This window comes from Pseudomonas sp. NPDC090201 (assembly GCF_044746825.1).
In the GTDB taxonomy this organism is placed as follows: Bacteria; Pseudomonadota; Gammaproteobacteria; order Pseudomonadales; family Pseudomonadaceae; genus Aquipseudomonas; species Aquipseudomonas putida_AD.
This window is the reverse complement of record NZ_JBIVCX010000013.1, coordinates 1-23,425: the sequence shown is the minus strand read 5'-3', so window position 1 is coordinate 23,425 and position 23,425 is coordinate 1. Positions and strand designations below refer to the sequence as shown.

The window sequence follows — 23,425 nt, the reverse complement described above, 5'->3', positions numbered from 1 at the left end:
GCTTGACCCTTGATTCAAGAAAGCCGCGCGTTGCGCGGCTTTTTTCGTTAGAATCTCGCACCCGAAATTCCGGTATTGATTACGCTTTTGTAGATTCTGCGAGCGCAGGGTGTACAAAAGTGCCTGACGGAGGCGGATGGCCTGTTTAGCCGTTACGCCCGTGGCCCATATGCAAGACACATTACGCATCACCGAAGTCTTTTACTCTTTGCAGGGTGAAACGCGCACGGCAGGCTTGCCTACCGTTTTTGTGCGCCTCACTGGCTGCCCATTGCGCTGCGGCTACTGCGACAGCGAATACGCCTTCAGCGGCGGCACCATCCAGACCCTGGACTCGCTCATGGAGCAGGTTGCCAGCTATCGCCCGCGCTATGTCTGCGTCACGGGCGGCGAGCCCCTGGCCCAGCCCAATGCCATCCCGTTGCTCGAGCGCCTGTGCGATGCCGGCTACGAGGTGTCCCTGGAAACCAGCGGTGCGCTGGACATCTCCAAAGTCGATCCCCGTGTCAGTCGCGTCGTCGACCTGAAGACACCGGGTTCGAAAGAAGTGGCGCGCAATCGCTATGAAAACATCGAGCTGCTGACACCCAACGATCAGGTCAAGTTCGTGATCTGCTCCCGCGAGGACTACGACTGGGCAGTTTCCAAGCTGATCCAGTACGGCCTGGAGCGGCGTGCTGGTGAGGTGCTGTTCTCGCCGGTTGCCCATGACCTGCGCCCGCGGGACCTGGCGGACTGGATCGTGGCGGATAACCTGCCGGTCAGAATGCAGCTGCAATTGCACAAGATTCTCTGGGACGATGAGCCGGGACGCTGACATGAGTGAACACACGATGACTGAGAAACGCGCGGTAATCCTGCTGTCCGGCGGCCTTGATTCGGCCACCGTGGTGGCCATGGCCAAGGCCGAAGGCTACACCTGCTACACCATGAGCTTCGACTACGGCCAGCGCCACCGCGCCGAGCTGAAGGCCGCAGAGCGCGTGGCGAAGGACCTGGGCGTGGTCGAGCACAAGGTGATCGGCTTGAACCTGAACGGCATCGGCGGCTCGGCCCTTACCGACAGCAGCATCGCCGTGCCGGAAACCCCGGGTGAAGGCATCCCGGTCACCTACGTGCCCGCGCGCAACACCGTCTTCCTGTCCCTGGCACTGGGCTGGGCCGAAGTGCTGGGCGCCCGCGACATCTTCATCGGCGTCAACGCCGTGGATTACTCCGGCTACCCGGACTGCCGCCCGGAGTTCGTGGAATCCTTCGAGCGCATGGCCAACCTGGCCACCAAGGCCGGCGTGGAAGGGCAGGGCTTCACCATCCAGGCGCCGCTGCAAATGCTCAGCAAGGCCGATATCGTCAAGGCCGGCACCCGCCTGGGCGTCGACTACAGCCTGACCGTTTCCTGCTATCAGGCCGACGATCAGGGCCGCGCCTGCCGCAAATGCGACAGCTGCCGCCTGCGCGCAGAAGGCTTCGCCGCAGCCGGTTTGCCAGACCCGACAAATTATTTTTAACTTTTTTTCGATAAGGTGTTGAATTACTGAGAAATTACAGTAATATACGCGCCACCACGAAGCGGGTCGTTAGCTCAGTTGGTAGAGCAGTTGGCTTTTAACCAATTGGTCGTAGGTTCGAATCCTACACGACCCACCATCTTCAAAACCCGAGAGGTCCACGTAAGTGTGAATTCTCGGGTTTTTTTTCGTCTGGAACAAAGTGGGCCGAGCACTTGTGCCGCCAGCCGTTTGATGACCTGAACGCCTAACTACGTAAGCACGCCCATAACCGCACTCACCAGCGCCGCAGCCATATTGTCTTTGTTGACGATGGCGTCGGGATGGTCTCGCTGAATTACACTGATAGGCATGCTGGCTACGACCGCATCTTGTGGTTCCTGAACCAGGCACTGACCACCAGCTGCTGCCACAGCATTGGCTCCCTGAACGCCGTCGCAGTCTCCACCTGAAAGAACAACGCAAATCACGCGTGGCCCAAATACCTCTGCTGCCGTCATGAACAAACGGTCGGCTGCTGGCCGTGAATATCGAACCTTTGGCCCGTCGCTCAGGTGTAGCAGGCCGGGATCAACTACCTGCAAATGCCTGTCGGGGGGCGCGACATAGATCCGGCCCGACTCGATGATTTCACCCTCTCTCGCATACTCAACTGGCAACCCCGTATACCGGCCAATGATGTCGGCCAAATATCCGGGACTGGACGGCCCGGAATGGATAACGATCATGATCGCCGCGGGGAAATCTCGGGGCAGTGCACCTAGTAAGGTTCTCAAAACCTCAAGTGCGCCTTGAGACCCGCCGATGACAACTATATCTCTAGCTGGTGCTTCAACCTGCATATCCATGGGCGTCTCCTTTCACCTAAATCATGGACATAGACGGCCTTGGAGTCGTTCAGTCTTATGGTGGTGCTTATCAACAATGCGCCAGGAAATGCAGGGCGAAGGGAGCCGCCTGTGGCAGGCCTTAACATTCCGTCAGCTTGAGGTTTCGAGGCTAGAACCGAGGTTGAGCGAGAGTTCGTGCCAAGCGAATTGCCGTCGAAACGTTGACGTTGTGCAGTACCGAGGCGCTGCCTTGCAGGATCCTCAAATTATCAGTCATGAGATTTTCGCTCTGTCGAACGTCCGATTAGCGTCCTCGACGGGTTTCTAGAAGCCTGCCAACGATGTACCCAACAACGACCATGGCGGCAGTGGTCGCAATTAGGAAGGCTTGAGCTGGGTTTTGAATGGCAAGGCGCTGATTGGCTTGATCAGATGACTGATCTGCGGGGTCATCGACCTGGGCTGATACTTCAACCTCCGCCAATGTGAGTGTTGTACCGTCCTTCAGCTTGAGGGTCAGGTCGATAATTGTGCCTGCCAGCCCGCCTGGAAAGGCTGACTCCCCAACGGAGCTCACCTGATCAACCATAAACTGGTCGCCATCCATCCAGCCGACGGCGGTTAGGAGCTCTGGATGAAGGAAGTATTTGCCGTCTAGAAAGAACCCCCTGAATTCTGGAGCACCCTCTACGTTTTCAATGATGTATCGCTCACCTGTCTTCATGCCTGTGGGGTTGTTCATAAATCATTCCTCCAGTTAGTGAAGGATAGAGGTACTGCGTGGCGGGAACGTTCCTATTCCTGGATCAAGGGTGGTTCCAATGTCACTTTCGGCGCAAAGCCAGTCCGAGAAAAATGCCTGGCGGCACAAAACGGGGCAGATTCGGCTGAGATTTAGTTTTGAGTTCACAGCAAATAGCCAATTACGCCAAACCTTTCTGATTCACCAGCTGTCGATTGCAGGATTCTCGCACTTGGGCGGGGGGGAGCGTAAATGATCGGCGTGGTGATTCCTGCACACAATGAAGAAAATCACATTCACCAGTGCGTGATTTCCATAATCGAAGCCGCCAATCACCCAGACCTAAATGGCATGCCAGTCCGGCTGGTTGTGGTGTTGGATGCTTGCACGGACGCTACTGAGGGCTTGGCAGCTTCAGCGGGTGCTATGGTTCTGAACGTCCACCACAAAAATGTCGGAAAGGCTCGTGGAGCAGGTGCAGAACTACCTTACGAACCTGGCGATTTCGTTGTGTTCCAACCCGTCTGCGCTCGAATCTTCCCATCCCTTCAACACGCAATGGGGTGAGCCTTGACGGCTGGCTCCGTGAAATGGGATAGGGCTGACAGGTGCGTTTATGTTTCAGGAACGGAAGTTACATGGAGCGAGCCAGATGGACACTCACGAACGAGAGATGCTCGACAGGTGTTATCCCGTTGATGAAGATATCGCGCTTCAGCGGCGGATTTGGCGTTTTGAACGCATTGGCTGGTATGCCCTAGTCATCGTCGTCGCCCTGACGCTTTGCGGTCTGTTTTCGCATGGAGCCCTTAGTTCGGCCACGGCTACCTCTTCGGCAAAAGACCTAGTGGTCGAGTACGAGAGGTTTCACCGCAGCGGTGCGGTCAATCCGATGATCATCCATAGTCGTGGGGTTCCAGGCCAGACCCATACTGTCTTTATTTCTGAGGATATGCTTGAGGGCTTTAGCATTGACTCAATGCAACCCCAGCCCGTGGGTTCTACAGGTAGCCGGCAGGGGCTGCGCCTCCGGTTGATGGGAGACTCTCAAGGTGAAAGCGCTTTGTACTTGGCTTGGCGCAGCGACGGCGTAGGTGTTGTCAAAAGCGAGATCGCCATCGACGGCGGTGGGAAAGTTTCACTCACTCAATTCATCTATCCATAGGTGCGAAATGGACGCAGTTCTGCGGGCAGCCGCCATTTATCTCGCACTGATGGTGCTCTTTCGGATTTCTGGACGAAGAGCCTTGGGGGAAATGACATCTTTCGACTTCGTCCTTTTATTGATTATTGGAGAAGCGACTCAGCAGGCACTCTTGGGCGACGACTTCTCAATCACTAATGCCGTTTTGGTGATCGTGACGCTGCTTTCCATTGATATCGGTTTCTCGCTTCTCAAGAGGCGCTCTAAACGCATCGGAAAGCTTATCGATGGTGGACCAACAATCATCGTCGAGAATGGAGTGTTCCTGCGGCACCGGATGCACGAAGCGCGGGTGCAAGAGGATGACGTCATGCAGGCTGCTCGATTAGGCCCGGGGGTGGAAAGCGTTGATCAGATCAAGTTCGCGATTATCGAGCGCAATGGGAAGATTTCTATCATCCGCAACGAGTGACTGGCTGTCGCTTCATACTTCTTGAAAAGCGATGCGCACACATCTGCAGCCTACCGCAGGCTGCAGAAGCATATCCTGGCCAATCAGCCTTTGCTGTGCTCTTTGGATGTAGGTGGTTCAGCAACGCCGCGTGGCCCGGCGATTCCCCATATGGCCAACCCGATCACGGGCAGAACCAGGATGAGTAAGGCCCATCCTGCCTTGGTGCCAGAAGATTTGCTCGTTCGCCAGACGCTGGCGATTGCCCAGATATCAACCAGCAGGAGGACGAGTACCAATGCCCACCAGATAACGGTCAGTTCCATTTAGCACCTCCATTGCCTGATTAAACGGCGGGTATCGCAGCCGGGGAATCCGTTTCCGGCAGCACCACATCGTTCCTGCCCGGCGTAAGAATCACCTTGCGGCAATCTTCCTGTTTCTTGTCGAAAATCTTGTAGCCTTCAGCGGCCTGCTCCAAGGACATCCTGTGGGTGATGATCGCTTCAGGAGAGATGTGTCCCAGCTCGATGTGCTCAAGCAGCTCTGGCAGGAAGCGCTGCACGTGAGTCTGGCCCATCTTGAACGTCAACCCCTTATCGAACGCATCCCCAAACAGGAACCCGTGAATGAAGCCGGAGTAGACGCCCGGCACGCTGACGGTGCCCCCGCGCCGTACTGCAGCGATACATTGGCGTAGCGCCTTGCCGCTGCTGCCTTCGAGTTTGAGGGTGGCGAGGATGGTTTCAGTGGTGCTGCCTTTGGCTTCAAAGCCGACAGCGTCCACTACGCCATCGACCCCGCGCATGCCTGGGGTTTGCCGGATGATCGTGTCAGCAGGGTCGTCGTCTTCATCGAAATTGACTGGGATCACGTTATAAGTCTGTTGCGCGTAAGCGAGTCGGTAGGGGTGGTGGTCGACCATGAAGATGCGCTCGGCCCCGAGCATGCGGGCAACCGCTGCGCAAAGGAGGCCGACCGGGCCAGCGCCATAGATGGCAATGCTGGAGCCTTGGCCGATGCCGCTATTCGTCACCGCCTGATACGCAGTAGGCAGGATGTCCGAGAGGAACAGTACCTTCTCATCCGCCAATGTGCCCGGAACCTTGAACGGCCCGGTGTTGGCTTTCGGCACACGCACATATTCAGCCTGGCCACCCGGAATACCGCCATACATGTGGCTGAATCCAAACAGCGCTGCGCCCGGCGGGATCGCTTTCTTGTTCATGATCGCCCCACGACCGGTATTTGTCGTTTCACAGGCCGCGAATAAATCCTGCTGGCAGAAGAAGCAGTCTCCGCAGGCAATCACGAACGGAATTACAACGCGATCCCCCGGTTGGACGGCCGTCACGCCTGAGCCTGTCTCTTCGACGATGCCCATGAATTCATGGCCGAAGATATCGCCGTGCTCGACGGTCGGGATCTTGCCGCGATACAGGTGCAGGTCTGAACCGCAGATCGCCGTTGCGGTGACCCTTAGGATGATGTCGTCCGGCGCCTCGATGATCGGGTCGGGAACGGTGTCGACCTTGACGTCATGGGCACCGTGATAGGTGAGAGCTCGCATATTGTTTTCTCCGCTGTTTAGTGTGGCCTCTAGAGAGCGGAGCTATGGAGCGTCCGTTAAGTTCATGCCTTCGGATAGCCGCAACCTTGCGATTAAAATCAGCTGGCTGGTGAAACCATTCTTTTGAGACTGTTCGTCGCTTCAAATGAACATAACGCGAAAGGCTCGGCCCAAGATCCGGCGAGTGTTTCTGCGTTCTCAAGGGGCATCCTAATTTTCGCCCCTTGGCGGGATGATCAAGAAGTCATATCAGCCATACATATGACCGTGTTGCTCATTGAGGAACAAACGATGGTGATTGGTGCCGCAGACCTAAACGTCGACCTTGCCAACAAAGCCGAAGAGGCACTATTCAAGTGGCTCATCGCAAGTTTTTTGATGGGGAAGAGAATTCGAGGTGACGTTGCCGCTCAGGCCTACAGGATCATCGTCGAGAAACACCATTGTGACACGCCTGGCAAGCTTGCGGCATGTACGCACGGCCAGTTGGTGAGGATGCTGGGAGAGGGCAGTTACACCCGTTACGACGAATCTACCGCCAACCGACTACTGAAGCTGAGCGAGCGTTTGACGCGCGACTACGGTGGGAAAGTGCTGAACATTCTTGAGGCCAGCAAAGACCGATCTGAGTTTGAGGCAAGGCTCAAAGAATTCGAAGGCATTGGCCCTAAGACGGTTGAGATCTTCATGCGCGACGCGCAACAGGTACTGTATTGAAAACCGCAGAAGTTTACGTGGGTGCGCTGGCTGGAAGCTGGCCCAAGAATTCGCGCCTGAGTTTGAAGGCGAAGGTACGCACCTGCAACGTTACGCACTACGGTTGGGCGCTGCTGAGATCAACAGTTCCTTCTATCGCCCACATAGACCCGCAACTTATGCGAAGTGAGCATCATCGGTAAGCAGCGATTTCCGCTTCTCAGTGAAAATGCCCAAGTCGATCAGCCACGAGAGTCGGCTCGTGGACTGCTCAGAGCTGCTTGATAAATTCTTGTCGGAGGTCACTGCACTGGGTAGCGCGCTCGGCTGCCTGCTGATCCAGCTCCCGCCTTCACTCTCATTCGATGCCCGGGTCGCAGGCCGCTTCTTCGACTCGCTGAGAGCTCGCTTTTCAGTGCACCGTTGCGTACCTTCCAGCAGTCCGAGCCTACTCATCTGAGGGTCTACAGGTAGCGGAGTTCGCGATCTAACACTGGATAATGACCGTTCGAGAACTTTATCGAACGGGAAGCACCAAGCGGTTTCGAAACCTGTAGATCGCGACTCTTTCGTGGTCGAGCGAGGTGCTTATGAACAGTTCCGCAATACCCGGTGATGACAGAGATGCCAATGACGCGATCAAGCCATTGGAACCAGGTCGTCCTGACGTGATGCCCAATCCGCCTCCTGGCAGCGACGAGGGCGACTCTAAGGACAACGAACCGGCGCCAATCCTCGACGGGGACATCCTGATAGATGAGGACATGTCAGACGTAGAAGCCAACGACTCCGTGTCTCAGGAGCATCCACCGCAACGCTGAAGGTAAAAGCGTTAATGATGGTGTGGCGGGCTCATATGAACCGCCATTCTCACCACTTGTCGGCCAAGTCATCTGCTACCAGTCGCCCGCGAACCTTTGGGTGCAAGCAAGCGACCCTCTCACCAATTAGTGTGAACGTATGGATTCATGAATCTTCTAAAGCTCACAAGTGGAGGAGTCAGCATGCAACCAAAAACTGAAGGGCTTGAAGAACAAGGCCCCAGCCGCGTTCCGTTCATCAACGATCCCCAAAAGCCTTCTTCTAAATCCTCTAATAGGAATGGAGAGTCTGTTGAGGCGGACGACGAGGAAATCGAGCCGGATCCCGATGGCGAGGTAGACGCCGAGCGTTAGGAAAACACCCGGCAGTGACACCGACGTCTAGTTAGGGCGCTCTCGGGCCTCAACGGGTGCCAATGGGGGCGAGGATATCCGCATTGCTTGATGCTATGCCTGGGAATCGCAGCATGAACGACTCTTTCAATCTCTCGCGATTTATTGATGCGCAGCGCCCGGTTATCCGCCGAGTCATGGATGAACTGCGGGCAGGCCGTAAGACGAGCCACTGGATGTGGTTCGTTTTCCCGCAGCTAAAGGGGTTGGGCAGAAGCGAAACCGCGATGCGCTTTGGCATCACCAACATGGACGAGGCTCGTGCCTATCTCGCCCATCCATTGCTCGGGCGGCGACTTGATGAGTGCGTGCAAACTCTTCTTGAACACGGCAACTTGAGCGCATTTGAGATCTTCGGCTCGCCAGATGATCTGAAGCTGCGCTCGTGCCTGACATTGTTCAACGAGGCGCATTCGGAATCCGCCTTGTTTCAGCGAGCACTCGATCAGTTCTTTGACGCAGAGCCGGATGACAGGACGATCCAGTTACTCCAGGCCTCCCGGTAGTAACCTTGCACTGGAACGGGTGAGTGGAGCGCGCAATTATGATCCCCACCATCCCACCCAAACGGTCGCCCGTCCAGAAAGGCTGAACGTTTAAGTCAACCTCCCAGTCGTACCAGCTAGACGCAGCGAACTGCGCGCATTGCTTACCTACCGTGAGGTCACCATGAGCCCAAGTCCTTCCACCGGCGTCGAGCTGCATTCCATCGCGTTCACTCTGAACGGCGATCGCCGAACGCTGAACATTCCCCCGTGGGTGACCTTGCTCGATCTGCTTCGGGACGAGCTCGACCTGACCGGCACCAAAAAGGGTTGCGATCACGGGCAGTGCGGTGCCTGCACGGTGTTGCGTGATGGCAAGCGCATCAATGCCTGCCTGACGTTGGCCGTGATGTGCGACGGCGCTGAGCTGACTACGGTTGAAGGGCTTGCCACGGGGGACGAGCTGCATCCGATGCAGCGGGCGTTCATCAAGCACGATGCCTTCCAGTGCGGTTACTGCACGCCGGGGCAGATCTGTTCTGCCGTCGGCCTTGCCCGCGAGGGGCGGGCGAATAACCGTGACGACATCAAGGAACTGATGAGTGGCAACCTCTGCCGCTGCGGTGCCTACACCAACATCATCGCCGCGGTTGAGGAAGCGTTGCCTCACAGCGGTGGGGAATTGGGGCAGGGAGGGGCGCAATCATGATGCCTTTCAATTATTCCCGGCCTCGGGATGTCAGTGAGGCGATCAACCTGGCCGACGCCACGACCCGGTTCATCGCCGGCGGCACCAATCTGGTCGATCTCATGAAGGAGAACGTGGTCCGCCCCGGTCGTCTGATTGACATCACCGGGTTGGGCCTTGATGAGGTCGAGGAACTGCCCAATGGCGGACTGCGCATCGGCGCGTTGGTGAGTAACGCAGACTTGGCGTGGCACTCGTTGATCGAACAGCGTTATCCGTTGCTGTCCCAGGCCATCCTGGCCGGCGCGTCCCCGCAACTGCGGAATATGGCGAGCACGGGTGGCAATCTCTTGCAGCGCACGCGTTGCTACTACTTCTACGACACCGGTTCGCCCTGTAACAAGCGCGAGCCGGGCAGCGGGTGTCCGGCGCGTTCGGGCTTGAACCGTATCCACGCGATCCTCGGGGCGAGCGATGCCTGCGTCGCTACCCATCCATCCGACATGTGCGTCGCGCTCGCGGCGCTTGATGCTGTGGTCCATGTCGAAGGCAAGGCCGGAAAACGGCGTATCGAATTTGCCGACTTCCATCGTTTACCTGCAGACGCGCCTGAGCGGGACAATCAATTGGCTGACGATGAACTGGTCACGTCCATCGAGCTGCCGCCCCCTCAGTTCATCGCCCACCATCGCTACCTGAAAATTCGTGATCGTGCGTCCTATGCCTTTGCCCTGGTTTCCGTGGCGGCAGCGCTGGAGCTTGATGGCGACACCGTTCGCCAGGCCAGGCTGGCGCTGGGCGGAGTCGCGCACAAGCCGTGGCGTGACAAGGCCGTCGAGGCCTCGCTGGTGGGCAAGCCGGTGTCCCGCGAGACCTTCACCGCCGCAGCTGACTTGTTGCTGCGCGATGCCCAGCCGCTGACCCATAACGCCTTCAAGGTCCGGCTCGCCCATCGTGCAATCGTGCGTGCCTTGAGCGACGCCGCCATTGGAGGGAATGCCTGATGAACACATTCAATGCTGCGGTGGGCCAGCCACTGGATCGGGTAGATGGCGTGGCCAAGGTAACGGGCAAGGCGCGGTATGCGGGTGAATACCCCGAGGACGGGCTGCTGTTCGGCAGCGTGGTGTCCAGCACCATCGCCAAAGGCCGTGTGCTCGATATCGATACCCGCGAGGCCCTCAATGTGCCGGGCGTGGTGCTGATTCTCGACCACCGCAACCGGCCGCGGCTGTCCAGCTACGACGATGACTACAGCGATGCCGACTCGGCCGAAGGCTCCGCGTTTCGCCCGCTCTATAACGACCGAGTGTTGTACAGCGGCCAGCCATTGGCGCTGGTTGTGGCGCAGACGCTGGAAATGGCGCGCTACGCTGGCTCGCTTTTGCGCATTCGCTATGAAGAAGAGCCGCACCAGACCGATCTGGATGCCGCCCTCGACCACGCACACAAAGCCCCGGCCGAAACGCCGAAGCCGCGCGGCGATTTTGCGCGGCATTACGCCGACTCTGCCACCCAGGTGGACGTGACCTACACCACGCCGGTGGAGCACCACAACCCGATGGAGCCCCACGCCTCGACGGTGTTCTACAAGCCCGATGGCAGCCTTGAAATTCACGACAAGACCCAAGGCACTCAGAACTGTCAGGATTACCTGCACAAGATTTTCGACCTGCCCAAGGACAAGATCCGCATCCTCGCAGCCTTTGTCGGCGGCGCGTTCGGCTCGGGCCTGCGCCCTCAGTATCAGTTGCCACTGGCAGTGATGGCGGCCCTGGCGCTGAAACGCTCGGTCCGCGTGACCCTGACCCGGCAGCAGATGTTCACCTTCGGTTATCGGCCACGCACCTCACAGCGGCTGCGACTGGGCGCGGATGCCAACGGCCGCCTTATGGCGATCGGGCACGACGCGATCGGGCAGACCTCACGCTTCGAGGACTTCACCGAGCATCTGGTCGAATGGAGCGGCATGCTCTATCGCTGCGACAACGTGGCGCTGAATTATCAACTGGTGCCGCTCGACGTCTACACCCCGCTGGACATGCGCGCGCCGGGTGCTGCGTCAGGTGTGATCGCGCTGGAAGGCGCACTGGACGAGCTTGCCTGTGCGGCAGGCATCGATCCCCTGCAATTGCGCCGCCTCAACTTTGCCGACAGCAATGGCAACGAGGGCAAACCGTATTCGAGCAAGGCGCTGCTGGCCTGCTACGACCAGGGCGCCGAACGTTTTGGCTGGAGCCAGCGCAATCCGGTGCCTCGCAGCATGCGCCAGGGGCGGGAGCTGATCGGCTGGGGCGTCGCAGGTGGTGTCTGGGAGGCCATGCAGATGAAGGCCAGCGCCAAGGCGCGAATCGATGCCGCGGGCAAGCTGACCGTCAGCAGCGCCACCACGGATATTGGCACCGGCACCTACACCGTCATGACCCAGATCGCCGCTGATGCGGCCGGGGTCATGCCGCAAGACGTGACATTCAACCTGGGCGATTCCTCGCTGCCCACCGCGCCTTTGCAGGGCGGCTCCTTCACAGTTTCTTCGGTCGGTTCCGCCGTGAGTCAGGCGTGCCTGATCTTGCGCACCCAGGTGCTGGAAGCGCTGCGTCGGCTGCATCCCGAGGTGGCTGATGTTCCGGTGGAGCAGATCGGCTTCGGGGACGGGTTCGTGCACGCCGGGGATCAGCGTTTTGCCATCGCCGAAGTGGTTGCCCATTGTGAAGGCGGCGCACTGGAAGTCCAGGTCGATGCAGAGCCCAGCACCAAGCGCAGCGGGTTTGCCACGGCGACTCACTCTGCGGTGTTCGTCGAAGTGCGGGTCGATGAGGACCTGGGCACCATCAAGGTCAGCCGTGTGGTCAGCGCGGTTGCAGCAGGGCGTGTGATCAACCCGAAAACAGCGCAGAACCAGTTGTTGGGCGGCGTCGTCTGGGGCCTGGGCATGGCGCTGCAGGAAGACACCCTGAGCGATCACACGCTCGGTCGTTTCATGAATCACAGCCTGGCCGAATATCACATCCCGGTCCACGCCGACATCGGTGACATTGATGCGTTTTTCGTCGAGGAAGAGGACGACATCGTCAACGACCTGGGCTCCAAGGGCGTGGGCGAGATTGGCATCGTCGGTGTGGCTGCGGCGGTCTCCAATGCCGTGTTCCATGCCACCGGCAAGCGCGTGCGCGATTTCCCCGTGACGCTCGACAAGCTGCTGCAGTGACCGCGAACAACACCCGGATGCATGGCACCCGAGTGTGAGATTTTTGTACCCGTGATGTGCTTTCCAACCTGATGGAGATGGCCCGATGAACGACCTTCCCGTTACACGTCCCGCGACCGCGCCGTTGCCCTTTGACGCGTCGTTCGAGCAGATTCCTGACGACGAAGCGCAGACCAGCAAGGAGCTGGCCGAAACGCTCCACTCGATCATGGAAACCACCTTCAAAGACAACGGCCATGCCAATCGCAGCGTTCACGCCAAGGGCCATGGCTTGCTGAAAGGGCGGGTCACGGTGCCCGACAACCTTCCGCCGGAGCTGGCACAGGGCGCGTTCGCCCGCCCCGGCACACTGACCGCTTTTCTGCGGTTCTCGACCAACCCCGGGGACATCCTCGATGACAAGGTTTCAACGCCGCGCGGTCTGGCAATCAAGCTGGTGGGTGTCGATGGCCCGCGTCTGCCGGGCAGCGAAGGTGAGGTGACACAGGACTTCGTCATGCAGAACGCCAAGGCGTTTACTGCCGCCACACCCAAGGCATTCCTGAAGACCTTGAAGCTGCTGGCCAAGACTACCGACAAGGCGCCGGGCATGAAGAAGGCGCTGTCGGCGGTACTGCGGGGTGTGGAGTCGACCATCGAATCCATGGGCGGCGAAAGCGGCACCTTGAAGAGCCTCGGCGGCCATCCGCAAACCCACATTCTGGGCGAGAGTTTTTCCACCGTCGCGCCGATTCTCTACGGGCCCTATTACGCCAAGCTGGCCATGGTACCGGTGTCGCCATCCTTGACCGCACTCACTGACCAGCATGTGGACTTCGGCGACAACCCGGACGGGCTTCGGGCAGCGGTGAGCGAGTATTTCAGTCAGCAAGGCGGCGTCTGGGAGCTGCAAGTGCAACTGGCGACCGATATCGAAAAGATGCCCATCGAAGATGCCTCCGTGCAATGGCCGGAAGAGCTCAGCCCTTACGTCACCGTGGCGCGGGTCGAGGTCGATCCGCAGGCAGCCTGGGACGAAGAGAAAGTCCGGGAGATCGACGATGGCATGGCGTTCAGCCCCTGGCATGGGCTGGCGGCTCACAGACCCTTGGGTGGTGTGATGCGGGTGCGCAAACCTTCCTACGAGATGTCGTCTGAGTTTCGCGGCAGTCACAACGGTTGCCCGATTCACGAACCCCGCTGATTGAGGTCTTTGCATGCAGCTTATCCACCCGACCGCGCATTTCCATCCCTACAAGAATGCCTCGGGAGGCTGGGGTTCGGCGCATTCCGTCATGAGCATTCTTTGGCGTGAACAGGCGCTGCGCAAGGCGCCCGCGGCGCTGATGAAGCAGAACAAACCCAAGGGTTTTGCCTGCGTCAGCTGCGCCTGGGCCAAACCTGGCAACCCCCATGCGCTGGAATTCTGTGAGAACGGCGCCAAGGCCACGGCTTGGGAATTGACGTCACTGCGCACGGACGCGGATTTCTTCGCCCGGCACACCCTGAGCGAGCTGCGTGGATGGAGCGATTACGATCTTGAACAGCACGGGCGGCTGACCCACCCCTTGCGCTATGACGCGCAAATCGATCAGTACGTGCCGACCACCTGGGAGGAGGCCTATGCTGCCATCGGCGTCCAGCTCAAACAGCTGGCGCCGGACGAGGTGGCCTTCTATGCCTCGGGCCGCGCGTCACTGGAAGCCTCTTTCATGTACCAGTTGTTCGCCCGCGCATACGGCACCAACAACCTGCCGGACAGCTCGAACATGTGCCACGAGAGCACGTCGGTTGGCTTGCAGGAAAGCATCGGCGTGCCGGTGGGAACGGTGACCCTCGCCGATTTCGAGCACACCGACTGCATCTTTTTCTTCGGCCAGAACGTGGGCAGCAACAGCCCGCGCATGCTGCATCCGCTGCAGGAGGCGCGTAAGCGTCACGTGCCCATCATCACCTTCAACCCCCTGCGCGAGCGTGGGCTGGAGCGCTTCGTCAATCCACAGTCGGTCAGCGAGATGGTCGGCCCTTCATCGACGGCCATCAGCACGCAATACCATCAGGTCGCGATTGGTGGCGATACGGCGGCCGTCATGGGCATCGCCAAGGCGCTGTTGTTCATGGATCGGCAGGCGATGGAAGCAGGCGCCCAGCCTGTGCTGGATCATGCCTTCATCGCCGAACACACCGAGGGTTTCGACGCCTTTGTGGCGCAGGTCGATGGCTACTCCTGGGACGACCTTGTACAGCGCTCGGGGTTGAGTCGTTCATCCATGGAGGCAGCTGCCACTGTCTACGCCCGCAGTCAGAAGGTCATGATCATTTACGGCATGGGGATGACCCAGCACCGCCACGGTGTTGGCAATGTGCAGATGCTGGTGAACCTGCTGTTGCTGCGCGGCAATATCGGCAAGCCGGGCGCGGGGATCTGCCCGGTTCGTGGGCATTCCAATGTTCAGGGCCAGCGCACCGTGGGCATAACGGAAGACCCGGCCAAGGTGCCCAAGGACAGGATCGAGGCGCGGTTCGGCTTCAAGGTGCCGAGCAAGAAAGGCCTGGCTACCGTCGATACCTGCAAGGGCATCCAGGATGGCAGCGTCAAAGGCTTCATTGGCCTGGGCGGGAATTTCCTGCGCGCCGTCCCCGACACTGACCGCATGGAGCCCGCCTGGAAAGGGCTGACGTTGAACGTGCAGGTCGCAACCAAACTCAACCGTACGCATCTGTTTGCGGGGCAGCACACCTGGCTGCTGCCGTGCCTGGGCCGGATTGAAATCGACCAGCAGGACGGCACGCCGCAGGTCTACACCACCGAAGACAGTACCGGATGCATCCGCGCCTGGCAGGGGCACGCGCAGCCCGCCGCCGAGCAGTTGCGCTCGGAAGCCGCGATCATTGCCGGGCTGGCCCAGGCGACTCTCGGTGACGAGGTGCGCATCCCCTGGGATGACTGGCGCCGGGACTATGTGAAGGTGCGTCAGGCCATCGCCGACATTTACCCCGAGATTTTCCACGACATGGAAACCCGGATGTGGGAGGAGGGTGGTTTCCATCGCCCGCTCCCGGCGGCCCGGCGCAAGTGGGCGACCGAGTCGGGCAAGGCGCAGTTCAAGACGCCATCCCGACTGGATGAAGATGATGACGTATCGCTGGGGACTGATCGGCGCGACGTGGTGCAACTCATGACGCTGCGCAGCAATGACCAGTTCAACACCACGGTCTATGGCTACGACGACCGCTTCCGTGGCGTGCACGGCACCCGTAGCGTGGTCTTTCTCAATCGTAACGATATCGTTCGCCTGGGCTTCGCGCCGGGGCAGTGGGTGACGTTGCGCACCGCCATCGAGCCCGAGGTCCGTCGTGAAGTGGGGCCATTCCAGATCATCGACTACGACATACCCGAGGGCTGTGCAGCGTCTTACTACCCCGAGTCCAACCCACTGGTGCCGCTCTGGCACCACGCCGAACGCAGCAAGGTGCCCGCTGCCAAATCCGTCCCGGTGAGCCTGCACGCGGCGCTGCCGACAGAGCAGAATCGCCGGAACGAAATCCCTGATGGCGATCAGGTCCGGGAGTGAGAACAGCGCCCTACAGGCTTCTGCGCGTGAGCTTTGCCAGTCATTTGAAACACTTCATGACGCTTGCACCACTCACCTGAGTGGAAAGCGTAATGATCTGTTTTAAAAAGGGAATTTTTTTATTGTAGGACGATCTCTGAGGGGTGAATGTCTTTGCCACGGAGAGAAAACATGGCGCAGGAACACCATTACCGAATCGACTATCTGCTGCAGGGCGCTTACAAGACTTTCTACATTCGGGCCGCGAAGATGGACAATGCCGAAGCCTGGCATTGGGCCACGGTTGACGCTGGGATCGGGCAGTTACCCAAGTACCGGACCGACCCCGTGTCCAGACTGAGCAAGCCTCAGGCGGAGAAGCACGGCATCACCAATGTGGAATGGCACAAGGCGTAACAGGTTTCACCTCGGCCCCTCCGGAACGCTCAAGCTGTGAACGATCTTCTTGCCGGGCGACGTTCGTTGTAGTCTTGGCAGACTTTCAGATGAGGGGCCCGGTGCACATGAATAGTTCGGATTTCTCTGCTGACGTTGAAGCGGTCCATGCCATTGGCGCGGTGCCCGTGATCCTGAGCATGGTCAAGCACATGACCGGCATGCGCTTTGCCGCTGTTGCGCGGGTCACCGACAAGAACTGGGTCGCCTGCGCGGTGGATGATTCCATCGATTTCGGCCTCAAGCCTGGCGGCGAACTGGTGCTCGAATCCACCATCTGTCACGAGATACGTCAGCACAGGACGCCGGTGATTTTCGGCCACGCCAGTGAGCATCCGCTGTTTTCAACGCACCACACGCCCAGGACCTACGGCCTGGAAAGTTACATTTCGATCCCGATCATCATGGCCGACGGAGAGTTCTTCGGCACGCTATGCGCTATCGATTCGGTGCCTGCCAATCTGGAAGAGCCCGCCATCGTCAAGACGCTGACCCTGTTCGCGCAGTTGATCGCCATGAGCCTTGATTCGCAGAACAATCTGGAGGCCACACAACTCGCGTTGGCGGCAGCCAAGGAGCATGGGCGCTTGCGTGACCAGTTTGTGGCGGTGTTGGGGCATGACTTGCGCACGCCCCTGAGCGCCATCCGGATGAGCTCTGAATTGCTGGAAAGCCGAACTACGGAAAAACGTTCACTGAACCTCATCGCAGCCATCCGCAACAGTTCGGTGCGCATGGGCATGCTGATCGAAAACGTCCTCGATTTTGCGCGTGGGCGGATGGGCGGCGGAATTCCTGTCAAACGACAACTGGTGGATGATCTGGGGCCCATCCTTGAACTGGCGCTGCGTGAAGTGCAGATGTCCAGCCCCGAGGCGCAGATTACTCACGCACTTGATCTGCCGGGCGGCATCTATTGCGACTCGCTGCGAATCACCCAACTGTTGTCGAATCTGGTAGGGAACGCGGTGACCCATGGGGCCAGGTCGTCCCCCATACGGGTCCAGGCGTGGTGTGAAGATGCGGACGTGGTCATTTCAGTGCTCAACCAGGGGCCGCCGATTGCCGAGCGCTTGATGCCGCTGTTGTTCGAGCCGTTCACGCGCTCGGAGGCCGGCCAGCGCGGAGAGGGGCTGGGCCTGGGCTTGTACATTGCCTCGCAGATCGCCGAAGCCCATGGCGGCACCCTGCAAGTGACCTCCACCCTCGAAGCGGGTACCGCTTTCGTCGCACGATTCCCCAGCACCATCAAATGGGTCTACTGATTCTGTAGGCGGTCGTAAAAGGAAACCTGATCTCCAGCGGCTGGGCGCTGCAGAATGACAATTCCTGCGATGTGAGCCTGGCATGCACCTGTTGTCATGCAGAGGTGCGCCAACCGTTGGCGCATGCGAGCGACAAAAAGAACGAACTCGGAGGTTGCGGGCGGACTCCACTTTTCACAGTGAAGAATCCGATCGCATACCGAGGACGACAATCATGAGCAACTATCCAACCCCACCCTTCAAGTCACAGAAACAACCCGTACCCGGCGATCAAAGCAAGATGGACCCGTATCCCGATTGCGGTGAAAAAAGCTACAAGGGTTCAGGTCGTATGGCGAACAAGATCGCCTTGATCACCGGTGCGGACAGCGGGATCGGTCGAGCGGTGGCGATTGCGTTCGCCCGTGAAGGCGCTGATGTCGCGATCTCCTATCTCGATGAGCACGACGACGCGAAAGAAACCGCCCGTTGGGTGGAGGAGGCGGGCAGGCAATGCATCCTGTTGCCGGGCGATCTCGCCGACAAGGCGCATTGCTCAGCCATCGTGAACGACACCGTCAAGAAATTCGGGCGCATCGACGTGCTGGTGAACAACGCGGCCTTCCAGATGACCCATGAGACGTTCGAGGATATCCCGGATGAGGAATGGGTGAAGACATTCGATATCAATATCACCGCCATGTTTCGAATCTGTAAAGCCGCACTGCCGTCGATGCCGGCGGGCAGCTCGATCATCAACACCAGTTCGGTCAATTCCGATTCGCCGAGTCCGTCGCTGCTGGCCTATGCCACCACCAAGGGCGCCATTGCCAACTTCACCGCCGGGCTCGCACAGTCTCTTGGGCCGCGCGGCATCCGGGTCAACAGCGTTGCCCCAGGTCCGATCTGGACGCCTTTGATCGTGTCGACGATGACAGAAGATGACATTACCCACTTCGGGAAAAACACGCCCCTGGGGCGGCCGGGCCAGCCTGTGGAAGTCGCACCGATCTATGTGCTTCTGGCGTCCGATGAAGGCAGTTACATCTCGGGTACGCGGTATGGCGTGACAGGTGGCAAACCGATTCTGTAACCGGGTATCACAGTTTTTGACGGTTCGATGAAACAGGCGCCTTCCGGCGGGGGGCATTGCTGTTCACTGCCGGACTGGGGCCTATCGGTCGTTGATTGACGAGCGTGTCAATAACACTTCACCGTGAACAGTTGACCCAGGTTCGTCGTGAACCGTGCACTCAGCAGATCCTGGCGCATCGCCCAATCCGGAGAGGGCGGCACCGTCGCCACGCGCAAGGTGCCGCGCCCCCAGCGGTCGTTGATCCGGTCCAGGACCCTCATTATTTTCCCGCAAGCCTCAGGTTGCGCTGCCGCGAACAGATCATCGGTAAATTCCCCTGGTTGACGCAGATCCATCAACAGCACTTCTGCCTTGCTGTATTTGAAACCTTCCCTGAACAGACGGTTGACTGCCTCGGTCGCTGCCTTGGTCATCAGGCGCACGTCATTTGTGGGGTAGGGCAGCTCCACCAATGCGGCGTTGGCGTACTTGGCCTCGTCGGGGTTGAACATGCCGGTGCGAATGCTGACCCGGATCTTCTTGCACAGCGAATTTTGCACACGAAGTTTTTCTGCGGCGCGTTGGGTGTAGGTGGCCACGGCTTCTTTTATAGGCTCGATGGTGGTCACTCGGTCGCCGAACATTCGGCTGCAGCAGATTTCCTGCCTCGGCGGTTCGGCTTCACCCAGCTCCAGGCAGGGCGTGCCGGCCAGTTCGCGGGCGGTTTTCTCGATCACCACGCTGAATTTGTGGCGCAACGTCCATGAGTCCGCTTTGGCCAGGTCCATCGCGGTCTTGATGCCCATGCTTTCCAAGTGCGCCTTCATGCGTTTTCCGATGCCCCACACTTCGCCCACGTCGGTGTTGCGCAGGGTCCAGTCACGCTTGAACGGATCGCAGATGTCGACGACACCACCGGTCCTGTCCAGCAATCGCTTGGCGGTGTGGTTGGCAAGTTTGGCCAGGGTCTTGGTGCGGGCGATGCCGACGCCGACCGGAATGCTGGTGCGTTTATAGATCGTGGCCCGGATCTGCCGGCCGAATGCAGTCAGATCGCCGGGAATACCGGTGAGGTCGGCGAAGGCCTCGTCGATGCTGTACACCTCCAGCGCCGGCACCATCGACTCGATGATGGTCATCACCCGTTCGCTCATGTCGCCGTACAGGGCGTAGTTGCTGCTGAACGCGACGACGCCGTTGCTGCGCAGGTGGTCCCTGATCTGGAAGTAGGGCTGGCCCATTTTCACGAAGGGCTTGGCGTCGTAGCTGCGGGCGATGACGCAACCGTCATTGTTCGACAGCACCACGATGGGTGTCTTGGCCAGATCCGGGCGAAACACACGCTCGCAACTTGCGTAGAAGCTGTTGCAGTCGATCAGCGCGAAGACGGGCTCAGGCTTTGTCATGATCGCGGATGCTGTACTTGACCACGCCCCAGATCACCAACTCATCGCCCTCCATCACATGCCGTGCCGGGTATCTGGGGTTTTCCGACATCAGGATCACCTCGTTCTCACGCATGTGCAGGCGTTTACAGACAGGCTCGGTATTGAGCGCCGCAATCACGATGTCACCGTGCTCGGCGTACAGGCTGCGGTCGACGATGACCAGGTCACCGCTGTAGATCCCCGCTCCCTGCATGCTGTCGCCCTCGATCTTCGCCAGATAGACATGGGGCGCGCGGATCTCGAACAGCTCATCCAGAGAAATGTGTTTCTCGATATGGTCCGCGGCTGGCGAGGGAAACCCGGCGGGCACCTGGAACGAATAAAGAGGAAACCTTTCGCCGCTGGCGGCCACCGGGCCGAGGATGGAAACACTCATGATGCACCTTGCATGCGTTAGCTGTATGTATATACAGTTAACGATCTAGCCCGCTTGCGGTCAATCTCATATGTAGGAAATTTCGACGGGTGACAGCATGTGTGGACGCTACTCGATCTATGAGCCGATGGACCACTACCTCAAGGCGCTTGCTTGCGCGCAACTGGTCATCAACGGCTATGACCTCTGGCCGATAGAACGCTACAACGTCGCGCCGACTACTCGGGTCGAAATCATCAGGCCTGTGGGCGAGGGGTTGAGCGTCGACAAGGTACGTTGGGGGTGGTCACCGTTCTGGGCCAGGGGCAATCGGCCAGATCCCATCAACGCTCGTGTCGAAACGGCATTGACCGGCAGGTTCTTCAAACAGCTGTGGCCGAACGGGCGCGCCCTGGCGCCGGCGAACGGCTGGTTCGAATGGGTGAAAGATCCGAATGATCCCAAGCGCAAGCAGCCGTACTACATTCGCTTGAAGGAAGAGCAGCCGATGTTCTTCGCCGCGCTGGCCGAGGTGCATGCCGGGTTAGAGCCGGACGAGAGGGACGGGTTCGTGATCATCACTGCAGACAGCGACCAGGGCATGATCGACATTCACGATCGCCGCCCGGTGGTGCTGAGCCCCGAGCATGCCAGGGAATGGGTCGATCCGCAGACGTCACCGGTGCGGGCGGCGGAGATTGTGAAGGAGTGTTGCCGGGCGACCGAAGAATTCACCTGGTTCAAAGTGGGGAAGGATGTGGGGAACGTGCGCAATCAGGGAGAGGGGTTGATTGGTCCTTTGATGGAGGATGACGATCCAGATGAATGAGCACAAAGGCGAAGCTGAACAACAGGAACGGCCAGGCCTCTGATCCTGGCCCTCCAATCGAAACGTTACTGACTGATAGAGTCTGCGACGTGCTGATCCTCATTTACATAAGAAGGAAAATCCGTGAATCCCACCTCGCCACGGCGTGTGTAATAGGTGGAGCGATCTGCCTCGCTTAATTCCCAGCCCTGTTTGAGTCGCTGATCAAGGTCTGGATTTGCGATGTAGGGCCTGCCAAAACCGATCAGGTCCACAAGCCCCGTATCCAGGGCAGCCTGGGCACTCTCCCTGGAGGCGAAACCACCACACCAGATGATCGCTCCGTCAAAGGCAGCCCTGACCTTGGTCAAAAGACCGTGGTCAAGGTAGCTCTGCTTGAACTCTGCATTCTCCATGTTCTCGGTGGGCATGAGTTCGTAGACCAGATGCATGTACGCCACATTGCGCCGCGCCAGGTGCTCGGACACATAAAGCAGTGTCTGCTCGGTAAGCGGGTCTGCCGGCATCGAGTTGAACCTGCCGAATGGTGCCAGGCGTACGCCAACTCGTCCTTCTCCGAAGATGCGCATTGCTTCATCAACGACCTCCATCAGGAAGCGCGCGCGATTCTCGACCGTGCTTCCCCCGTATCGGTCATCGCGAGTATTCAGCGCCGAGTTCATGAACTGGTCGAAAAGGTAGCCGTTCGCCGCGTGGATCTCGACACCATCGAAGCCCGCCTGGTGGGCGTGCTCAAATGCACGGGAGAAGTCCGATACCAGAGACTCGATTTCACTGGTTTCCATGCGCTGGGGAACCCCTGCGCGGATGTACCCCAATTTGCCGTTGTCGTCGTGGACGAAGACATCCGAATGTTCGGCGCGCTCTTCGGTCACCCCGCGGGGCGCTTGACCGTCAGGATGAATGGACGGATGAGATATCCTGCCCACATGCCAAAGCTGCAGGAAGATTTTTCCTCCCTTGCGATGGACTTCATCGGTCACCAGTTGCCAGCCCTCTTTTTGCGCTTGCGTGTAGATGCCCGGCGTCATTGCATAGCCTTTGGCTGATCGATCAATGTCGGTGGCTTCGGCAATAATCAGTCCCGCTCCGGCGCGTTGTCCGTAGTAGGTGGCCATCAATGCATTGGGCACATCACCCTCTGAGGTGCGCGTGCGGGTCATTGGGGCCATGACGATGCGGTTGCCAAGCGTAAGCGAGCTGCCCAGGTGTCGGGGATCAAACAGGTCTGCCATAGTGGTCTTCCTTCAGTGAGTTACCAGCCTGGAGACTAATTTTTTGCGGGGTGTCCGATCCACACACCCTTTGGTGAGCAAACGCAGATGAAGATACTCAACAAGTTGCCCGGCCTGCCGGTGGAGCGCGCGCTGGCGGTATTGTCCGGGCGTTGGAAGGCAGTGATTCTCCATGCACTGCTCGACGGGCCGCAGCGCATTCGCGGGCTGGAAAAGCGCATCGTGGGAATCTCTCAAAAAGTTCTGATCGAGCAACTCAGGGCACTGGAAGAGCATGGAATGGTTTGTCGTCAATCCGTTGCGGATGAGAAACAAGCTGTCGAGTATTTCCTGACTCCCTTGGGTGAGAGCTTCCGTCCGGTGCTTGACTCATTGATGGAGTGGGGGACTCATCATGCCAACGAGCTTGAGGAGGCCGATAACCTGTTGCCCTGTGATGCCGTCTTGCGCAGTTATCGCGGTGAGCCTTGAGGGGATGGCATTTATTTCTTATATAAACAGAAGAAACCCCCTGATTTTCCTCGTGTTTCGTCTATTTCATAGAAAGTTCACATTAAGTGTTGACGCCCCCTCGAATCTCTCTATAATTCGCCCCACTTCCGGCGCAGTCGGAACGGAAAACTCCTTGAATATCAACGAGTTAGACGTTCAGGATAGCGAGGAAGTGCTTCGGTTCAGGTCACTGAATCGGCAGCGGTGAAAAAGGTGGTTGAC

26 protein-coding genes, 1 tRNA gene and 1 pseudogene are annotated in these 23,425 nt (G+C 58.8%); 21 read left to right on the top strand and 7 right to left on the bottom strand.

What is annotated here, in order from left to right; all coding sequences use genetic code 11:
* Window positions 1-169: 169 nt before the first annotated feature.
* The 3 genes from queE to ACIPOO_RS23565 all read left to right on the top strand — a co-directional run bounded on the left by queE (window position 170) and on the right by ACIPOO_RS23565 (window position 1,647).
* The gene (gene queE / locus ACIPOO_RS23575; RefSeq protein WP_400610184.1) at window positions 170-817 is read left to right on the top strand and encodes a 7-carboxy-7-deazaguanine synthase QueE; all 648 of its coding nucleotides are present in this window, start codon (window positions 170-172) and stop codon (window positions 815-817) included.
* A gap of 16 nt (window positions 818-833) precedes the next feature.
* Complete coding sequence (gene queC / locus ACIPOO_RS23570) at window positions 834-1,508, top strand: 7-cyano-7-deazaguanine synthase QueC (protein ID WP_400610182.1); 675 nt, start codon at window positions 834-836, stop codon at window positions 1,506-1,508.
* A gap of 63 nt (window positions 1,509-1,571) precedes the next feature.
* Window positions 1,572-1,647, top strand: a tRNA-Lys gene (locus ACIPOO_RS23565).
* Between the two features lie 112 nt (window positions 1,648-1,759).
* Here ACIPOO_RS23565 and ACIPOO_RS23560 read toward each other — a convergent pair.
* Together ACIPOO_RS23560 and ACIPOO_RS23555 are read right to left on the bottom strand one after the other, a co-directional pair.
* Window positions 1,760-2,356 carry a chemotaxis protein CheB gene (locus tag ACIPOO_RS23560; protein ID WP_400610179.1) on the bottom strand — a complete coding sequence of 199 codons (597 nt, stop codon included), beginning with the start codon at window positions 2,354-2,356 and terminating at the stop codon, window positions 1,760-1,762.
* Window positions 2,357-2,642: 286 nt separating this feature from the next.
* Entirely contained in the window at window positions 2,643-3,080 is a 438-nt protein-coding gene (locus ACIPOO_RS23555) for a short chain dehydrogenase (protein WP_400610177.1), read from the bottom strand.
* 252 nt (window positions 3,081-3,332) lie between these two features.
* Here ACIPOO_RS23555 and ACIPOO_RS23550 point away from each other — a divergent pair, with 252 nt between their 5' ends.
* From ACIPOO_RS23550 to ACIPOO_RS23540, 3 genes are all read left to right on the top strand, one after another.
* Window positions 3,333-3,647: a glycosyltransferase gene (locus ACIPOO_RS23550; protein ID WP_400610175.1), complete on the top strand. Its 315-nt coding sequence runs from the start codon at window positions 3,333-3,335 to the stop codon at window positions 3,645-3,647.
* 85 nt (window positions 3,648-3,732) lie between these two features.
* Window positions 3,733-4,245: a hypothetical protein gene (locus ACIPOO_RS23545; protein ID WP_400610173.1), complete on the top strand. Its 513-nt coding sequence runs from the start codon at window positions 3,733-3,735 to the stop codon at window positions 4,243-4,245.
* Between the two features lie 7 nt (window positions 4,246-4,252).
* Window positions 4,253-4,696 (top strand): DUF421 domain-containing protein, encoded by a 444-nt coding sequence (locus tag ACIPOO_RS23540; protein ID WP_274134371.1) that lies wholly within the window; start codon window positions 4,253-4,255, stop codon window positions 4,694-4,696.
* 83 nt (window positions 4,697-4,779) lie between these two features.
* Here the strand turns inward: ACIPOO_RS23540 and ACIPOO_RS23535 are convergent, their stop codons facing one another.
* A complete protein-coding gene (locus ACIPOO_RS23535; protein WP_400610171.1) occupies window positions 4,780-5,001 on the bottom strand; it encodes a PLD nuclease N-terminal domain-containing protein in 222 nt (73 codons plus the stop codon).
* A 20-nt stretch (window positions 5,002-5,021) separates the two neighbouring features.
* The gene (locus ACIPOO_RS23530) at window positions 5,022-6,245 is read right to left on the bottom strand and encodes a zinc-dependent alcohol dehydrogenase (RefSeq protein WP_400610169.1); all 1,224 of its coding nucleotides are present in this window, start codon (window positions 6,243-6,245) and stop codon (window positions 5,022-5,024) included.
* Window positions 6,246-6,536: 291 nt separating this feature from the next.
* Between ACIPOO_RS23530 and ACIPOO_RS23525 the strand changes: the two genes are divergently transcribed.
* From ACIPOO_RS23525 to ACIPOO_RS23465, 13 genes and pseudogenes are all read left to right on the top strand, one after another.
* Window positions 6,537-6,962 carry a DNA methylase gene (locus ACIPOO_RS23525; protein WP_400610289.1) on the top strand — a complete coding sequence of 142 codons (426 nt, stop codon included), beginning with the start codon at window positions 6,537-6,539 and terminating at the stop codon, window positions 6,960-6,962.
* Window positions 6,958-7,356: pseudogene (locus tag ACIPOO_RS23520) on the top strand (DUF72 domain-containing protein); the annotation flags it as partial. The gene ACIPOO_RS23525 and the pseudogene ACIPOO_RS23520, both read left to right, overlap by 5 nt.
* Window positions 7,357-7,531: 175 nt before the next feature.
* The gene (locus tag ACIPOO_RS23515) at window positions 7,532-7,762 is read left to right on the top strand and encodes a hypothetical protein (protein ID WP_274134365.1); all 231 of its coding nucleotides are present in this window, start codon (window positions 7,532-7,534) and stop codon (window positions 7,760-7,762) included.
* 183 nt (window positions 7,763-7,945) lie between these two features.
* Window positions 7,946-8,116: a hypothetical protein gene (locus ACIPOO_RS23510; protein WP_274134364.1), complete on the top strand. Its 171-nt coding sequence runs from the start codon at window positions 7,946-7,948 to the stop codon at window positions 8,114-8,116.
* A gap of 113 nt (window positions 8,117-8,229) precedes the next feature.
* Complete coding sequence (locus ACIPOO_RS23505) at window positions 8,230-8,661, top strand: DUF1810 domain-containing protein (protein ID WP_400610166.1); 432 nt, start codon at window positions 8,230-8,232, stop codon at window positions 8,659-8,661.
* A gap of 163 nt (window positions 8,662-8,824) precedes the next feature.
* Window positions 8,825-9,349, top strand: a complete 525-nt coding sequence (locus ACIPOO_RS23500) for a (2Fe-2S)-binding protein (protein ID WP_400610164.1) — start codon at window positions 8,825-8,827, stop codon at window positions 9,347-9,349.
* Window positions 9,346-10,332, top strand: coding sequence for an FAD binding domain-containing protein (locus ACIPOO_RS23495; protein ID WP_400610162.1), 987 nt, complete (start codon window positions 9,346-9,348; stop codon window positions 10,330-10,332). Before ACIPOO_RS23500 ends, ACIPOO_RS23495 begins: the two co-directional genes overlap by 4 nt.
* Complete coding sequence (locus tag ACIPOO_RS23490; RefSeq protein ID WP_400610160.1) at window positions 10,332-12,536, top strand: xanthine dehydrogenase family protein molybdopterin-binding subunit; 2,205 nt, start codon at window positions 10,332-10,334, stop codon at window positions 12,534-12,536. The genes ACIPOO_RS23495 and ACIPOO_RS23490 overlap by 1 nt, the downstream gene beginning before the upstream one ends.
* Before the next feature lie 85 nt (window positions 12,537-12,621).
* Window positions 12,622-13,719 carry a catalase family protein gene (locus tag ACIPOO_RS23485; protein ID WP_400610158.1) on the top strand — a complete coding sequence of 366 codons (1,098 nt, stop codon included), beginning with the start codon at window positions 12,622-12,624 and terminating at the stop codon, window positions 13,717-13,719.
* 13 nt (window positions 13,720-13,732) lie between these two features.
* Window positions 13,733-16,090: an FdhF/YdeP family oxidoreductase gene (locus tag ACIPOO_RS23480; protein WP_400610156.1), complete on the top strand. Its 2,358-nt coding sequence runs from the start codon at window positions 13,733-13,735 to the stop codon at window positions 16,088-16,090.
* A 171-nt stretch (window positions 16,091-16,261) separates the two neighbouring features.
* Entirely contained in the window at window positions 16,262-16,486 is a 225-nt protein-coding gene (locus ACIPOO_RS23475) for a DUF6555 family protein (protein WP_274134356.1), read from the top strand.
* A 107-nt stretch (window positions 16,487-16,593) separates the two neighbouring features.
* Window positions 16,594-17,790, top strand: coding sequence for an ATP-binding protein (locus ACIPOO_RS23470; protein ID WP_400610154.1), 1,197 nt, complete (start codon window positions 16,594-16,596; stop codon window positions 17,788-17,790).
* Window positions 17,791-18,004: 214 nt separating this feature from the next.
* Window positions 18,005-18,862, top strand: coding sequence for an SDR family oxidoreductase (locus tag ACIPOO_RS23465; protein ID WP_400610152.1), 858 nt, complete (start codon window positions 18,005-18,007; stop codon window positions 18,860-18,862).
* 107 nt (window positions 18,863-18,969) lie between these two features.
* Here ACIPOO_RS23465 and umuC read toward each other — a convergent pair whose 3' ends face one another.
* The gene (umuC, locus tag ACIPOO_RS23460) at window positions 18,970-20,250 is read right to left on the bottom strand and encodes a translesion error-prone DNA polymerase V subunit UmuC (protein WP_400610150.1); all 1,281 of its coding nucleotides are present in this window, start codon (window positions 20,248-20,250) and stop codon (window positions 18,970-18,972) included.
* Complete coding sequence (locus ACIPOO_RS23455) at window positions 20,237-20,668, bottom strand: LexA family transcriptional regulator (RefSeq protein WP_274134351.1); 432 nt, start codon at window positions 20,666-20,668, stop codon at window positions 20,237-20,239. The genes umuC and ACIPOO_RS23455 overlap by 14 nt, the downstream gene beginning before the upstream one ends.
* A gap of 97 nt (window positions 20,669-20,765) precedes the next feature.
* Here ACIPOO_RS23455 and ACIPOO_RS23450 point away from each other — a divergent pair, with 97 nt between their 5' ends.
* Complete coding sequence (locus ACIPOO_RS23450) at window positions 20,766-21,476, top strand: SOS response-associated peptidase family protein (RefSeq protein ID WP_400610147.1); 711 nt, start codon at window positions 20,766-20,768, stop codon at window positions 21,474-21,476.
* Window positions 21,477-21,541: 65 nt separating this feature from the next.
* Here ACIPOO_RS23450 and ACIPOO_RS23445 read toward each other — a convergent pair whose 3' ends face one another.
* A complete protein-coding gene (locus ACIPOO_RS23445) occupies window positions 21,542-22,711 on the bottom strand; it encodes an alkene reductase (RefSeq protein ID WP_400610145.1) in 1,170 nt (389 codons plus the stop codon).
* Window positions 22,712-22,798: 87 nt separating this feature from the next.
* On the opposite strand from ACIPOO_RS23445, the gene ACIPOO_RS23440 reads away from it, so the two are divergent.
* A complete protein-coding gene (locus tag ACIPOO_RS23440) occupies window positions 22,799-23,182 on the top strand; it encodes a winged helix-turn-helix transcriptional regulator (RefSeq protein ID WP_400610143.1) in 384 nt (127 codons plus the stop codon).
* Window positions 23,183-23,425: the final 243 nt, after the last annotated feature.

Bases quoted from the DNA above. Each gene is read 5' to 3' on its own strand.
- queE (WP_400610184.1), top strand. From the start codon at position 170: ATGCAAGACACATTACGCATCACCGAAGTCTTTTACTCTTTGCAGGGT.
- queC (WP_400610182.1), top strand. From the start codon at position 834: ATGACTGAGAAACGCGCGGTAATCCTGCTGTCCGGCGGCCTTGATTCG.
- ACIPOO_RS23560 (WP_400610179.1), bottom strand. From the start codon at position 2,356: ATGGATATGCAGGTTGAAGCACCAGCTAGAGATATAGTTGTCATCGGC.
- ACIPOO_RS23555 (WP_400610177.1), bottom strand. From the start codon at position 3,080: ATGAACAACCCCACAGGCATGAAGACAGGTGAGCGATACATCATTGAA.
- ACIPOO_RS23550 (WP_400610175.1), top strand. From the start codon at position 3,333: ATGATCGGCGTGGTGATTCCTGCACACAATGAAGAAAATCACATTCAC.
- ACIPOO_RS23545 (WP_400610173.1), top strand. From the start codon at position 3,733: ATGGACACTCACGAACGAGAGATGCTCGACAGGTGTTATCCCGTTGAT.
- ACIPOO_RS23540 (WP_274134371.1), top strand. From the start codon at position 4,253: ATGGACGCAGTTCTGCGGGCAGCCGCCATTTATCTCGCACTGATGGTG.
- ACIPOO_RS23535 (WP_400610171.1), bottom strand. From the start codon at position 5,001: ATGGAACTGACCGTTATCTGGTGGGCATTGGTACTCGTCCTCCTGCTG.
- ACIPOO_RS23530 (WP_400610169.1), bottom strand. From the start codon at position 6,245: ATGCGAGCTCTCACCTATCACGGTGCCCATGACGTCAAGGTCGACACC.
- ACIPOO_RS23525 (WP_400610289.1), top strand. From the start codon at position 6,537: ATGGTGATTGGTGCCGCAGACCTAAACGTCGACCTTGCCAACAAAGCC.
- ACIPOO_RS23515 (WP_274134365.1), top strand. From the start codon at position 7,532: ATGAACAGTTCCGCAATACCCGGTGATGACAGAGATGCCAATGACGCG.
- ACIPOO_RS23510 (WP_274134364.1), top strand. From the start codon at position 7,946: ATGCAACCAAAAACTGAAGGGCTTGAAGAACAAGGCCCCAGCCGCGTT.
- ACIPOO_RS23505 (WP_400610166.1), top strand. From the start codon at position 8,230: ATGAACGACTCTTTCAATCTCTCGCGATTTATTGATGCGCAGCGCCCG.
- ACIPOO_RS23500 (WP_400610164.1), top strand. From the start codon at position 8,825: ATGAGCCCAAGTCCTTCCACCGGCGTCGAGCTGCATTCCATCGCGTTC.
- ACIPOO_RS23495 (WP_400610162.1), top strand. From the start codon at position 9,346: ATGATGCCTTTCAATTATTCCCGGCCTCGGGATGTCAGTGAGGCGATC.
- ACIPOO_RS23490 (WP_400610160.1), top strand. From the start codon at position 10,332: ATGAACACATTCAATGCTGCGGTGGGCCAGCCACTGGATCGGGTAGAT.
- ACIPOO_RS23485 (WP_400610158.1), top strand. From the start codon at position 12,622: ATGAACGACCTTCCCGTTACACGTCCCGCGACCGCGCCGTTGCCCTTT.
- ACIPOO_RS23480 (WP_400610156.1), top strand. From the start codon at position 13,733: ATGCAGCTTATCCACCCGACCGCGCATTTCCATCCCTACAAGAATGCC.
- ACIPOO_RS23475 (WP_274134356.1), top strand. From the start codon at position 16,262: ATGGCGCAGGAACACCATTACCGAATCGACTATCTGCTGCAGGGCGCT.
- ACIPOO_RS23470 (WP_400610154.1), top strand. From the start codon at position 16,594: ATGAATAGTTCGGATTTCTCTGCTGACGTTGAAGCGGTCCATGCCATT.
- ACIPOO_RS23465 (WP_400610152.1), top strand. From the start codon at position 18,005: ATGAGCAACTATCCAACCCCACCCTTCAAGTCACAGAAACAACCCGTA.
- umuC (WP_400610150.1), bottom strand. From the start codon at position 20,250: ATGACAAAGCCTGAGCCCGTCTTCGCGCTGATCGACTGCAACAGCTTC.
- ACIPOO_RS23455 (WP_274134351.1), bottom strand. From the start codon at position 20,668: ATGAGTGTTTCCATCCTCGGCCCGGTGGCCGCCAGCGGCGAAAGGTTT.
- ACIPOO_RS23450 (WP_400610147.1), top strand. From the start codon at position 20,766: ATGTGTGGACGCTACTCGATCTATGAGCCGATGGACCACTACCTCAAG.
- ACIPOO_RS23445 (WP_400610145.1), bottom strand. From the start codon at position 22,711: ATGGCAGACCTGTTTGATCCCCGACACCTGGGCAGCTCGCTTACGCTT.
- ACIPOO_RS23440 (WP_400610143.1), top strand. From the start codon at position 22,799: ATGAAGATACTCAACAAGTTGCCCGGCCTGCCGGTGGAGCGCGCGCTG.